Annotated in this window: 13 protein-coding genes; 12 read left to right on the top strand and 1 reads right to left on the bottom strand. The window is 37.7% G+C overall.

The features are described from left to right. The first annotated feature begins 44 nt into the window (after nt 1–44). The 12 genes from hemB (at nt 45) to CVS91_RS03005 (ending at nt 13,570) form a co-directional block, all read left to right on the top strand. Nucleotides 45–1,016, top strand: a complete 972-nt coding sequence (gene hemB, locus CVS91_RS03060; RefSeq protein WP_107830235.1) for a porphobilinogen synthase — start codon at nt 45–47, stop codon at nt 1,014–1,016. A gap of 1 nt (nt 1,017) precedes the next feature. After that, nucleotides 1,018–1,935, top strand: a complete 918-nt coding sequence (argF, locus tag CVS91_RS03055) for an ornithine carbamoyltransferase (protein ID WP_107830233.1) — start codon at nt 1,018–1,020, stop codon at nt 1,933–1,935. Then, nucleotides 1,932–2,417 (top strand): DUF2603 domain-containing protein, encoded by a 486-nt coding sequence (locus CVS91_RS03050; protein ID WP_012001494.1) that lies wholly within the window; start codon nt 1,932–1,934, stop codon nt 2,415–2,417. Before argF ends, CVS91_RS03050 begins: the two co-directional genes overlap by 4 nt. Then, on the top strand, nt 2,410–3,771 hold the full coding sequence (hemN, locus tag CVS91_RS03045; protein WP_107830231.1) for an oxygen-independent coproporphyrinogen III oxidase: 1,362 nt from the start codon (nt 2,410–2,412) through the stop codon (nt 3,769–3,771). Before CVS91_RS03050 ends, hemN begins: the two co-directional genes overlap by 8 nt. 113 nt (nt 3,772–3,884) lie before the next feature. Continuing rightward, on the top strand, nt 3,885–5,564 hold the full coding sequence (locus CVS91_RS03040; protein WP_107830229.1) for a TolC family outer membrane protein: 1,680 nt from the start codon (nt 3,885–3,887) through the stop codon (nt 5,562–5,564). A gap of 20 nt (nt 5,565–5,584) precedes the next feature. Further along, on the top strand, nt 5,585–6,244 hold the full coding sequence (locus tag CVS91_RS03035) for a transglutaminase-like cysteine peptidase (protein ID WP_012001497.1): 660 nt from the start codon (nt 5,585–5,587) through the stop codon (nt 6,242–6,244). After that, complete coding sequence (locus CVS91_RS03030; protein ID WP_107830227.1) at nt 6,241–8,190, top strand: LapD/MoxY N-terminal periplasmic domain-containing protein; 1,950 nt, start codon at nt 6,241–6,243, stop codon at nt 8,188–8,190. Before CVS91_RS03035 ends, CVS91_RS03030 begins: the two co-directional genes overlap by 4 nt. A gap of 3 nt (nt 8,191–8,193) precedes the next feature. Next, on the top strand, nt 8,194–10,332 hold the full coding sequence (locus CVS91_RS03025) for a type I secretion system permease/ATPase (RefSeq protein WP_002941147.1): 2,139 nt from the start codon (nt 8,194–8,196) through the stop codon (nt 10,330–10,332). Between the two features lie 2 nt (nt 10,333–10,334). Beyond that, complete coding sequence (locus CVS91_RS03020) at nt 10,335–11,801, top strand: HlyD family type I secretion periplasmic adaptor subunit (protein ID WP_103596752.1); 1,467 nt, start codon at nt 10,335–10,337, stop codon at nt 11,799–11,801. Next, entirely contained in the window at nt 11,801–12,298 is a 498-nt protein-coding gene (locus CVS91_RS03015; protein ID WP_103632496.1) for a DUF5416 family protein, read from the top strand. The genes CVS91_RS03020 and CVS91_RS03015 overlap by 1 nt, the downstream gene beginning before the upstream one ends. A gap of 17 nt (nt 12,299–12,315) precedes the next feature. Further along, complete coding sequence (locus CVS91_RS03010; RefSeq protein WP_103614743.1) at nt 12,316–12,951, top strand: response regulator transcription factor; 636 nt, start codon at nt 12,316–12,318, stop codon at nt 12,949–12,951. Nucleotides 12,952–13,075: 124 nt separating this feature from the next. Beyond that, nucleotides 13,076–13,570 carry a transglutaminase-like cysteine peptidase gene (locus tag CVS91_RS03005; protein ID WP_223227820.1) on the top strand — a complete coding sequence of 165 codons (495 nt, stop codon included), beginning with the start codon at nt 13,076–13,078 and terminating at the stop codon, nt 13,568–13,570. Here the strand turns inward: CVS91_RS03005 and CVS91_RS03000 are convergent. Further along, a complete protein-coding gene (locus CVS91_RS03000; protein ID WP_002941090.1) occupies nt 13,567–13,815 on the bottom strand; it encodes a hypothetical protein in 249 nt (82 codons plus the stop codon). The genes CVS91_RS03005 and CVS91_RS03000 overlap by 4 nt on opposite strands. Between the last annotated feature and the right edge of the window lie 182 nt (nt 13,816–13,997).

Raw genomic sequence — 13,997 nt, 5'->3', positions numbered from 1 at the left:
AACTAGCTAAAAATCACGCATTTTAACAAAGAAAAGGCAAAAATATGTTTAAACGTTTTAGAAGATTAAGAATAAATCCAGCTTTAAGAGACATGGTAAGAGAGACGAGCCTTAGCGTAAATGACTTCATCTATCCGCTCTTTGTGGTCGAGGGCAAGGGCGTTAAAAACGAGATCGCTTCGATGCCAGGCGTCTATCAAATGAGTATCGATGAAATTTTAAAAGAGTGTGAAGAGATAGTAAATTTAGGCATAAAATCGATCATTTTATTTGGCATACCAAGCCTAAAAGATAGCGTTGGCAGCGACGCACTAAGTAGCGACGGCATCATTGCAACCGCACTTAGAGCCATAAAAGATAAATTCCCAAATTTAGTAGTCGTCACCGATCTTTGCTTTTGCGAATACACAGACCACGGCCACTGCGGCATAATCGACCATGTGCATAACACCATCGACAACGACGCAACGCTTGAAATTTCAGCTAAACAAGCTTTGATACACGCTCAAAATGGCGCCGACATGATCGCACCAAGCGGTATGATGGATGGCATCATCGCAACGCTAAGAGAGACACTTGATAGCAACGGCTTTGAGAATTTACCAGTGATGGCGTACTCGACTAAATTTGCCTCAGCATACTACGGACCATTTCGTGACGTGGCGCAAAGCGCTCCAAGCTTTGGCGATAGAAAGAGCTACCAAATGGATAGCGCAAACCGCCTTGAAGCTATAAATGAGAGCTTACAGGACGAGGCGCAAGGTGCTGATATCTTGATGGTAAAGCCAGCGCTTGCCTATCTTGACGTCGTTAGAGAGCTTAGAAATTTAACACTTCTGCCACTTTGTGTCTATAACGTAAGCGGCGAGTACGCACTGCTAAAAGCTGGCGCAAAAGCCGGCATCATAGACTATGAGCGCGTTATGATGGAGACATTAATCGGCTTTAAAAGAGCAGGGGCAAATTTGATCATCACCTATCACGCAAAAGAAGCGGCTAAAATTTTAAGGGGCTAAGATGAGGCACTTTTTGACGCTAAATGACTTTAGCAAAGATGAAATCGAGCAGATGATAAATTTAGCCCGCAAGATCAAAAAAGAGGCAAAGACTAGAGAGTTTAAGCCATATCTAAAAGATCAAAAGCTTGCGATGATATTTGAAAAAAGCTCGACTAGAACTAGAGTGAGCTTTGACGTGGGCATGCATGAGCTTGGCGGATATGCGCTATTTTTAAGTAAAAATGATATACAAATAGGACGTGGCGAGCCTATACGTGACACCGCTAGAGTTATAAGCAGGATGTGTGACATGGCTATGCTAAGGGTCGATAAGCACGAGACGTTAGAAGAATTTGCTAAATTTTCAAGCGTGCCAGTGATAAACGGCTTAAGCGATAAATTTCACCCAGTGCAGCTCATGGCAGACTATCTAACCATGCTTGAATTTAGCGCAGGCGAGAAGGTCGCGTACGTAGGGGATGGCAACAACATGACGCACTCGTGGCTCATGTTAGTAAGCAAACTAGGACTTGAGCTAAGAGTCGCCACACCAAAAGGCTACGAGATGGATGCTGAAATTTTAAAAATGGCCAATGAAAACGCAAAAATTTCAGGTGCGAAAATTTTTATCACAAATGATATAAAAGAAGCGGTAAATGGTGCCGATGTAGTGACTACGGATACTTGGGTATCGATGGGTCAAGAGGCTGAGAAAGAAAAGAGGCTAAAAGACTTTGCTGGATACTGCGTGGATGAAAATTTGATGAGTTTAGCTAAAAAAGATGCGATATTTTTGCACTGCTTGCCAGCTTACAGAGGCTACGAGGTGAGCGAGGCAGTCTTTGAAAAGCACGCGGATGAAATTTTTAGCGAGGCGGAAAATAGACTTCATGCACAAAAGGGCGTGATGGTCTGGTTAGACGAGAGAAGAAGATGAGTGAAGAGAAAAATATATATGATGAGATAGATGAGATCGGTAATAACCTTGGGCTAAGCGAGCCTGAAAAAACGGTCTTTGAGATAGTTTCAACGAAAAATCCAAACGAGCATATCTTAAATTTAAAAAGTGGCTCTTGGGACTCGAAAGAGCCGTGGTTTGGCATTGATGAAAATCAAAATTTACACACGGTCATTTCTGTACAATCGCTCTCAGCTTTGATAGAGGCCTTAAAAGAGTCGCAAAAAGAGAATTTTGACCTAAGGCTTGAAAAGACGATCTGGCAAAATATCCCAGTTGATTTTAGTGATGTTTGGGTGGTTGCGATGGATGAGATCAAAAAGATTGCTCACGATAAAAAGAGCAGGCAGTTTAACATCGACCTTGATAAGCTGGTAAAAAATATCAAAAAAGAGCATCCAAATTTATTTGTAGATATAAAAGAGATGATCCAAATGGCAAGGAGCAGGGCAGATGATTGATTTTAGTGCGTATGTGAAGTATTCAAGGCCGGGACCAAGATATACGAGCTATCCGACAGCACCGGAGTTTAGCGATAAATTTAGCTATGAGGCTTACGTAAAAGAGCTTGAAAACCGGGATAAAAAAAGACCGCTTTCGCTTTATTTGCACCTGCCTTTTTGCAGGAGCGCTTGCTATTTTTGTGGCTGTAACGTCATCTACACGAGCAAAGAAGACCGCAAAGAGAGATATATAAGATATATAGAAAAAGAGCTTGAAATTTTAGCTCACCACCTAGATACAAGCACTGAGGTCTTGCAGATGCACTTTGGTGGCGGCACCCCGACATTTTACAATGCCACTCAGCTTGATGAGATCATCAAACTTATCAAGGCTAAATTTAAAAATTTCTCAAAAGAGGCTGAGATAAGCTGCGAGATAGACCCGAGATTTTTGACAAATGAGCAGCTTGATGTGCTCATATCTCACGGCTTTAACCGCATAAGCTACGGCGTGCAAGACTTCGATGAGAAGGTGCAAAAAGAAATTCATAGAATTCAGCCTTATGAGATCACTCAAAATGCCGTAAAAATGGCTAGGCAAAAGGGCATAAAATCAATCAATATGGACTTGATCTACGGCCTGCCATATCAAAGTCTAGAGAGCTTTAAAAAGACGCTTGAGCTTGCGCTTACGCTTGATCCAGATAGGCTTGCAGTGTTTAACTACGCCCATGTGCCGTGGATAAAAAAGTCGATGCGTAAATTTGATGAGACAACCCTGCCAAATCCAGAAGTGAAGCTTGAAATTTTAAAATTTACAGCTGAGTTTTTAACTAAAAATGGCTACAAAATGATAGGAATGGATCACTTTGCAAAGCCAAATGATGAGCTTTTTGGCGCTTTGGCAAATGGCACTTTGCATAGAAATTTCCAAGGCTATACGACAAAAGGTGGTGCTGATCTTATCGGCATAGGCATCACGAGTATCGGAGAGTGCAAAAGACACTACGCGCAAAATCATAAAGATATGGATGAGTATGAAAAAGCGATCGATAGCGGAAAGTTGCCATACGCAAAGGGAATTTATTTAAGCAATGAAGATTTGCTTAGAAAAAGTGTGATCATGAGTTTGATGAGTAATTTCGGGCTTAATATCAAGGCAGTCGAGGATGAATTTCATATAAATTTCTTTGAACATTTCAAAAATGAGCTTGAAGAGCTAAAGAATTTAAGTGAATTTGTCGATGTTACGACAGATAAGATCAGCGTAAATGAGACAGGAACGCTGATAATACGAAATATTGCAATGTGTTTTGATGAGTATCTTAAGAAAATTCCTGAAAATTTAAGGCGATTTTCTAAGACGATATAAAAATTATTTTTTTGTCATAAGATATTTAAAATGTATTTAATGCTTTTTAGTGTATAATCCGCGAAAAAAGGTCGAGCCAAAGCTTGACAATAAAAAGGTAAAAGGATCTAATTATGAAAAAGATGTTGGCAATTAGTGCTTTGGCTGCAGCAACGCTGCTGTCTGCTCAAGATGTCCCTTATAGGATTTTTCTAGCTTCATTTGCTCAAGATGATAGCGCTGCTAGAATCGATAGTGCTGTTAGCAAAGTAAACAGCAAAATATCAGATAGCAGACTAACTACTGGCGTTTATGAAGTTGGTGGAAGAAAGTTTTTATATGTTGATACAACTCCAGTTTCTGAAAATGAAGCTAATGAGTTACTTGCTAAAGTTCAAAATGAGTCAGGTTATAAAGATGCTTTAATGAGAGCTAAGTCACCTGTAACAAATGCTCAGTCAGCTAAAAAATCTAATATAGAGCAAACTATATCAGCAGAGCCTAAAGCAGCAACTACAGCACAAGCTGATGATAGCGTATTGACTTTGGATCAAGTTGTAAAAACTATTTTAAATGAAAACCCAAGCTTAAAAGCTACAGAATTTAACTACTTACAAGTAGGCAAAGATCTAAAAATAGCTAAAAATGCTTACTATCCAACACTTGATGCAGCTGCTAGAGTAGGATATGAGAGAAAACGTCTTGATGATGGCATCTCAACAAGAAGAGGCGATGGCAGAGTATCTGGCGCATCTTTAACTTTAGTTGAAAACCTTTATAATGGTGGCGCTGATAAAAACAGAATCAACTCTCAAAGCGCAAGACTTGACTCAGCTGCTTACACAGTAGCTCAAGCTGCAGATAGACTAACACTAAGCGCTGCAAATGCTTACCTACAAGTTCTTCAAACAAAGAGAATTCTTGACATTGAAGAAGAAAACGTAAAAAGCCATGAGGAAATTTATAATCAAATCAAAGATAGAGCCGCATCAGGTTACGGCGTAGCTTCTGAAGAGAGACAAGCTGGATCACGCTATACTTTGGCTCAATCAAACTATGTAGCTGCTAAAAACAATTATGAGGATGCACTTTCTACATTTGAAAAACTATATGGAAGAAAAGTTGCTGCTAAAAATCTAGTAATGCCTGAGTTTAACCTGCCATTACCAAGCACTAAAGAGGCTGTTTATGACAAAGCTGTTCTTTGTAACCCAACACTTCTAGTTCAAAGATCAAATATAGCTATGGCAGAGTCAGTTGTAAAAGAGAAAAATGCACCATTCTTACCAAAACTAGATCTTGTTGTGTCAGGCGCTTATGATCACTCAAATGTTTTATATGATGATTATGAAGAGCAAACATTTGATGCTCTTTTAAGACTAAACTATAATCTTTACAACAAAGGTAATGATAAACTTGATAAAGAGAAGAGCCAACTTGCTGTCCAACAAGAGCAACAAACTATGGACAACCTTGTAAGAGAGCTTAAAGAGTCTTTGGAATTTTCATGGCAAAACTATGTTCTTAACCAAGAAAAAATGGGATATCTAAATCAACACGTTGAATATTCAAAAGCTACTCTTGATGCATACCAAGATGAGTTTAGAATTGGTCGCCGCGACCTTATCAACCTACTTGATGCAGAAAACGAATACAACACAGCTTTAAAAGAGATCGCTACAACTGAGACTGCACTATCTTATGCAAAATATAGATTGCTAGATAACATGGGTATGGTTTCAGATAGTTTTGAGCCAGGCTTTGCTAAGAGATATATTCAAGGCGCTTGCAGTATTCAAAACGACTTAAGATAAAAATTTAAAAAGTGATGACCATGAGGGTCAAAGCAAAATTCTGGACGCTTACTTTAAGCGTCCTTTTTTCGTTATTAGCATTAAATGCTGTCGGGGATTTTATAAAACAAACAACGATAGCAAAGGTGGCTAAAATTTATGGAGAAGATGCAAGAAGAAGGGCATCGGCATTAAATTCTTTAATGACTTCATTGCAAGATGCAACCGAACAAGAGAAATTAATAAAAGTAAATGATTTTTTTAACTCTTTTAGGTGGGTTGATGATATGCAACTTTGGCATAAAAAAGATTACTGGGCTACCAGAATGGAATTTGTAGGAAAAGGCGCTGGTGACTGCGAAGACTACGTTATCGCAAAGTATTTCACCCTAAAGCAACTTGGAATTCCAACTCAAAAATTATACTTCACATACGTTAAAGCCTTAAGATACAACCAAGCACATATGGTTTTGGCATATTATGATACACCAAAGTCTATTCCATTAATTTTAGACAACATAAATGGTAAAATAAAAATCGCAACTCAAAGAACAGACCTTGTGCCAGTTTATAGTTTCAACGGTGATTCGCTATACTTGGCAAAACAAGAAGGTCTTGGTCAGGCAATACCAGGTGGAAATAAAAAACAAAATCCTAAGTGGATGGAACTAATAGATAGGATAGGAAAAGAGGATTTATGACGCTATTTAAACAGATTATGATCGCTGTGATAGCTTTTGGCATCGTGATTTTTATGGCTGTTGGCTACTTAAATTTTAAGAGCCTAAATGGATACATCAACGACCAGCTCGGTGAAAACGCAAGGCACACAGCAAACTCACTTGGACTTGCCTTAAAGCCGATTGTTGATCCTGAGGATATGTCTTTAGCGCAAACGATGATAAATTCTATGTTTGATAGCGGCAGATACAAGCTCATTAAACTTGAAGATGTCGATGGTAAGGTGCTTATAGAAAATTCTCAACAAACTATCGTTAAAGATATCCCTGAGTGGTTTTATAAGATCGCTAAATTTGAAGCACCAGTGGCAACAAGCGAGATCATGACTGGCTGGGCTAAATTTGGTACTCTCTATGTTCAAGGCAGCACAGCGCTTGCTTACAATGAGCTTTACTCAAACTCAAAAAATATTTTTAACTTTCTAGCTTTAATGATAATCATCGCTCTTGTCGTGGCATTTTTTGCTCTTAAGGCGATATTTAGACCACTTGTTAAGGTGCAAGATCAAGCTGAAGCGATACTTGATAATAAATTTATCATCCAAAAGAGAATTCCATTCACAACTGACCTTAAGAAGATGGTGCTTGCCATGAACTCTATGGTTAGCAAGGTTCAAGACATATTTGAAAGAGAGGCCGCAACACTTAGCAAGTATCAAGAGCTTTTATATAAAGACTCTATGAGCGGCACTTACAATAGAAGATTTTTTCAAACTAAATTTAGTGAGTATCTGGCAAGTGAAGAGTATTCAAGCGGTGTTGCATCACTTGTTAGCTTTAAAGATCTAGCAGGGCTAAAAGGCGTTCTTGGCTTTGAAAAATGGCAAAGTGTCATCATAAAAATAGCTCAAATTTTACAAGAAAAATCAACCGAAAATGACCAAAATGCGATCGTCGCAAGGTTAAATGATAACGATTTTATCTTGCTTTCTTACGGTAAAAACTCATCAAATTTCTCAGCTTTAGACGATAAGATCATGGCTGAGCTTAAAAAACTCTATGCAAATTTCTCTATAAACGATAGCGAATGCCCAGTCAATGCTGCTATTGTCGAGTATTCGCCAAGCACTGATATGAGGACGCTACTTACATCAGCTGACGTTACTTTGGCTAGTGCAAGACTGGCTGGCTGCTTTACTTGCAAAGAATTTAATGCAAATCAAAACACCTTAGTCATCGGCAAAGAGAAATACAAAGAGCTTATCTTTGACTCTATAAAAGAGGATAAATTTAAATTTGCAGCTCAAAAAGTAGTTGGTTTTGACTCAAACTTTGAGCAGTACGAACTTTATCTAAGGCTCGTTGATAGCGAGGGCAAATGGCGTATGGCATCATACTTTATGCCAATGGTAAATGAGCTAAATTTAGGTGCGATGCTTGATCTTCATATCCTAAACAGGATCGCTAGAATTTTGCCTGAAAATATCTTGCCTCAAGGAAGCTTGGCGATAAATTTGGGTAAAGAGATACTAAGCTCGGATGAGAATTTCTCAAAACTTGAAGCTACGCTTAAGAAAATCGCTCAAATTTCAAAATCTAAAAACTATATAGAAATTCCAAACAAAGACGATATTAGTATCGAAAGTATAGTTAGACTTACTAAAAAATTAAAAGAACTCGGCTTTGGTTTTGGATTTGACCACTTTGAACTCAGCGCAAAAGGCATTGAGAAGCTAAAAGAATTTAATCCAGACTACGTAAAGATCCAGTCAAGCGTCTTAATCGACTTTTTAAGTGATAAATCAGGAGCAAACACAAAACAATCACTAGATGTTGTTTTAAGCTCAAAAGATATCATTTTGATTGCGATCGGTGTTGAGAGTGAAGAGCAAAAGAGTAAGCTAATTGAGCTTGGCATTAAAAATATGCAAGGAATTTACATAGATGAAATCAAAAATATTGGATGATAGATGCATAGCGATAAGATAAAAGACGAACTGCTTCAATGTTTGGTGATCTTTACCAAACTTCATAACAACCCATATAGTGCCGATGCTTTGACTATCGGTCTGCCTGTAAAAGATGGCGAAGAGATCGAGCTTTTTTCACTAAAGAGCTCGAAGTCTTTATTTTCTCGTGCAGCTTCACGTGCTGGCTTTGCATCGACTCTTGTCAGAAAAGACCTTGATCAAATTTCGCCTTTAGTTTTGCCTTGTATCTTGATGCTTAGAGGCAAAAAAGCGTGCATCTTGCAATCTTTCAGCGAAGACAAAAAGATGGCAAACATCATTACGCCTGATCTTTCAACTGGTACTAGCACGATAGAAACAAGCAAGCTAAAAGATGAGTATCTAGGCTATGCTTACTACCTAAAACGTGAATTTGTCCCAGAAGATACAAGCTCGACAAAGCTTATCGACGCTGGTAATGATCACTGGTTTTGGGGCACTTTAAAGCGCTCTAAGAAAATTTACTTTGATGTCGTGATAGCAAGTTTTATCATAAACTTATTTGTCCTTGCAAGCCCGCTCTTTACGATGAACGTCTATGACCGCGTTGTGCCAAATAACGCAGTTGAGACACTTTGGGTTCTAGCGCTTGGCGTGAGCGTTGTTTATGGTATTGATCTATTTTTAAAATTTGTTCGTTCGTATTTTCTTGAGATCGCAGGCAAGAAGAGTGATATCATTATGAGCTCCATCTTGTTTGAGCGCGTAATGGATATGAAATTTAGCAATAAACCAAAGTCAGTTGGTTCGTTTGCTAGCAACTTGAAAGAATTTGACACAGTTAGAAATTTCTTCTCATCTGCTTCGCTTGCTGCCATTGTGGATCTGCCATTTGCGTTAATCTTCTTGATAGTTACCTATTTTATAGGAAGCTACCTTGTGCTTGTGCCTATCGTTATTATGATAGCTATTTTGTGCTACACATTTTTTATAAAAGACCCGCTTCAAAATGCGATTAAAAGCACATTTGAGGCTTCAGCTATGAAAAATGGAATTTTGATAGAGAGTCTTAGCAGCTTAGAGACTATTAAAACTCTTGGTGCTAGCGGCCACGTGCAGTGGAACTGGGAAGAGGCGACTGGTGAGATAGCAAACAGAAGCATCAAGTCAAAAATAATCACTACTTCGATCACAACTGTGACTTCATTTTTAGTTCAGCTAAACACTATCGCTATCATCGTTCTTGGCGTTTATATGATACAAGATACGCACCTTACAATGGGTGGTTTGATCGCTGCTGTTATGCTTAGCTCTCGTGCGATCGCTCCTATGGGTCAAGTAGCCTCACTAGCTGCAAATTTCGAGCAGACAAAGACAGCTTATCAAAGCCTTAGCAAGATCATGCAGATGCCAGTTGAAAGGCCTGAGGGCAAGAAATTTGTTAGAAGAAATTCTTTTGAGGGCAAGATAGAGTTTAAAAACGTTAGCTTTACATATCCAGACACTACAAAAGGCTCACTTGATAGGATAAATTTTGTCATTCAGCCGGGTGAGAAAGTAGGCATCATCGGTAGAAATGGCTCTGGTAAAACAACCTTACAAAAGATAATCCTAGGCCTTTATGCACCGACTGAAGGCTCAGTGCTAATTGATGGTATAGATATCAACCAGATAGACCCAGCTGACCTTAGAAGAAATATCGGCTACGTGCCACAAGATGTTGTGCTATTTAAAGGAACAGTTAGAGAAAATATCGTTCAAAAAGCTCCTTATGTCGATGATATGCAGATCATTAAAGCTGCTAAGGTAAGTGGCGTCGATGAATATGTCAATGCTCATCCACTTGGTTTTGATATGCCAGTATTTGAAAGAGGTGATGGTATTAGCGGCGGTCAGCGTCAAAGTATAGCTGTGGCTAGGGCGTTTTTGCTAGATAGTCCTATCATCTTGCTTGACGAGCCTACAAATTCACTGGACAATACAGTTGAGAGCAAGCTAAAAGCAAATTTAAAGGTAAATACCGTAAATAAAACTATGATTTTAGTAACTCACAGAACATCGATGCTCGATCTTGTTGATAGGCTCATAGTGATGGATAACGGCAAAATTTTACTAGATGGTCCAAGAGACGAAGTTTTAGCTAGACTTAGTGGGAAGTGATTATGCAAGAAGATATAAAAAATCAACAAAATGAAAATTTAAAGCCAGACGAAAAGCCAGTTCAAAAAAGCGACATAAAAGATCAAGAGAGCGCTGGAGATCAAATTTTAAATAGCGTAGATGGCATCAAGTCAAACATCCAAGCAAAAAACTACGATGCTTATGACTTGAAATTTATGTCAAGCCTCTCAGAAGCAGTTTTGGCAAAAGCTCCATCAACCTCAAAAAAGATACTTTATGCAGTTAGCATAACTGTATTTTGGCTTCTTATCTGGGCTTCATGGGCGCAGATAGATGAGATAACAAGAGGTAGTGGCAAGATCATCCCATCAGGCAAAAACCAAGCGATACAAAACCTTGAAGGTGGTATCGTAGATCAAATTTTTGTAAAAGAGGGCGATGAGGTTAAAAAAGATCAGATTTTAATCAGACTTGATAATAAAAACTTTACAAGTAGCTACGGCGAGTCAAAGCTAAGACTTGATGAGCTTCAGGCTAAATTTATGAGGCTTGATGCTGAAGCAAATGATAAAGAATTTGACTACAACGAAACAAGAGATGCGAACAATAGCAAGGCTATAAAATACGAGATAAGCTTACATAACTCAAACATCGATCACTTAAATGAGCAAATAGGAATTCTAACAGAGCAGATCCATCAGCGCCAAAGCGAGCTAAATGAGCTTAGAAATAAAATTTCTCAAACTCAAAATAGCTACAACCTTGTTTTAAAAGAAAAAGCGATCATGGAGCCTATCTTTAAAAAAGGTCTTGTTAGTGAGGTCGAGTATATCCAGCTTCAAAGACGTGTAAATGACCTAAAGGGCGAGCTTGACGCATCTGTGCTTGCCGTGCCAAGGGTCGAATCAACCATAAAAGAGGCAAAAAATAAGATAGAAGAGGCAAAGCTGGCATTTAAAAACAATGCAAAAAAAGAGCTGAATGAAGTCTCTGCTGAGATCGCAAGGATAAACGAGTCGCAAATCAGCCTAAGCGACAGGGTTGAAAGAACTTATGTAAGATCTCCGGTAAATGGTATCGTTAGTAAGATGATGGTGCATACTGTCTCAGGCGTCATCAAGCCTGGTGAAAACATAGCTGAGATCGTCCCACTAGAAGATAAGCTCATCGCTGAGGTAAAGGTTAAGCCAGCTGACGTTGCGTTCTTAAGACCGGGGCTTGATACGATGGTTAAATTTACGGCGTATGATTTTAGTATTTATGGCGGTTTAAAAGGCAAAGTAACGCAGATCAGTGCCGATACTGAAACAAATGAAAAAACTGGCGAGAGCTACTATCTAGTCAGGATAGAAACTGAGAAAAACTATCTTGGTAGCGAAGAGAAGCCACTTAGGATAAAGGTCGGTATGATAGTTTCAGCTGATATCATCACTGGTAAAAAGACGATACTTGACTATCTGTTAAAACCTATCTTAAAAGCAAAACAAAACGCTTTAACGGAGCGATAATGCAAAAGTCAGCTAGCTTTGAGCGAAATTTTAGCGAATATCAAATTTCAAGAGCAAAGCTGGCTGAGGAATTTGTCATTTTAAATGATGGCAAAATATGCGATCTAATCGGAAGAGAGGTAGTTAAATTTCTCTTTAAAGACTGTGAAAAAAGCTTTGATGAGATGATAAATTTAAAAAAAGAAGAGCATATCAGCTTAGCTGGGCTAAAGATAGAAGATGAGCTAGTAAGCAGCATCAAGATATCAATTAGTGGCTACGATGAAAGCAGCGATAGCTTGGACTTTGATCTAAATTTACTATCTCTTAGCGTGCCATATAGATACGCCATATCAAATGGTTGTTTTGAGATGAGTATCTTTTTAAAAGAAGACAAAGAAGTGGTTGAGAAATTTTTATCCACTTTTAGTTATAAATTTGAGGCAAATAGTGGCAAGGAGCGCCACGTGATCGTTTTCGTAAATGAGTCAAAAATTTACGAGCAAACCTATATGTGATATAAGGAAATATGGTTATGAATGTGGTTTTTTTTACTCAAAATGGTTCGCTTAATAATCTTTGGCGAGGGTATTTTTCAGATGATGATGTGAAATTTACTCACAATAAAAAGGATTTTTTTGCAAATTTAAACGACGAGGTTGATATCGTCGGTATCGATACAAATGCTTTTAAAGATAGCCTTGATGAAAATATTAAAACCATTCATGAAAGTTTTCCAAATATAAAATGTCTAATCCTTGCAAACGAACCAAAATTTAGTGAAGGCAAACATCTGCTGGCTCTTGGTGTCAAAGGATATGCAAACTCACACATGAGAAAGACACACTTTGAAGATGCCTTTGAGACGATTTTAAATGGCAAAGTTTGGCTTTATCCAGAATTTATCCAAGCGATGATCGGAGAACTAACTGGCTCATATATAAATAATGAAAGTGAAACTTTGGAGAAAAAGTCTGATCTAAGTGAGCTTAGCTCACGTGAAAAAGAGATCGCAAACTTAATATATCAAGGTCTAACAAACAATGAAATTTCAGAGCAAACAGGCATTACTTTAAGGACGGTAAAGGCGCACACTACGTCGATTTACAGCAAGCTAAATGTGAAAGATAGAATAGGTCTTGTGCTTTTGATGAAGCAGCTGCATGTGTAAAATTTTGCTTCTTCTCTTTTTTGTTTCTTCTCTTTTTGCAAATAATTTTGAAATTTCTCCAAAAAATATATCTCAGTGCAAAAATCAAATTTGTAAAAATATCCTAAATCACTATGCAAATTTTATGAAAAAAATAGAACACGAAAGCTTTATCAGAAAGCTAGAGCTCATAAATTCATACTTAAATTCTTTGATGCCAAGATATGATGATTTTTACAATACAAATGTAGATGTGTGGAGCACTAGGGGTGAGTTTTTAAGGCGAGGTGGCGGAGACTGCGAGGAGTACGCGATATCAAAGCGCGATAGCCTAAAAGATCTTGGCGTGGATAATCAAAAATGCCTTCTAGTAGTTCAGGAAAAAAATACAAAAAAATATCATATGGTGCTAGCTGTTTGGGAAAATTTACACAAAGAGCCTTTGATACTGGATAATCTAAGCTTTAGAGTTTTGCCGCTTTCGAAGCGCTACGACCTGGTGCCAGAGTATTGCTTGATGGATGGGAAATATTTTAAGATAAAAAAAGATGGCATAAATTTAGAGCCAGTGAATATAAGAATGCAAACTTATGAAAATTTGATAAAAAAGGAAAAAGAAGAGAAATTTTGGAAGAATTAATCTTCCAAGTCAATGTCTATTTTTTCAACATTTGTTGTAATATCTTTAGTATTTTTCTCAATGTTATGTTTATTTTTCTCGATTAGTGATCTGTTTTGACCTATAAGGTCTCTATTTTCTTTGATACCATCACTGTTTTGCTCGATCATTTTGCTTAGTGTCGCTATCTTTTTTTCATAGCGGATCATTAAGAAGTAGATCACATAAATTAGCAGTAATATTACCGCCCAAGGTAAAAATTGCATATTAAATCCTTTGTATTTTTTCGTAATTATAGAAATTTTAGCTTTTAAAAAAAATAAAACTATGAAAATATGAAATTTTGTATATGTAAAATTTATCTTTTGTTTTTTGGTAAAAGTGGCTTAGATTAGTGGGCTATTTTTGAAATTTTTTTAAATTCTATAGATTTTTGATTGTAAAAAAT

This window comes from Campylobacter concisus (genome assembly GCF_003048985.1).
GTDB lineage: Bacteria > Campylobacterota > Campylobacteria > Campylobacterales > Campylobacteraceae > Campylobacter_A > Campylobacter_A concisus_AY.
The sequence above is the reverse complement of the archived record's forward strand: the minus strand, read 5'-3'. Positions and strand labels throughout refer to the sequence as shown.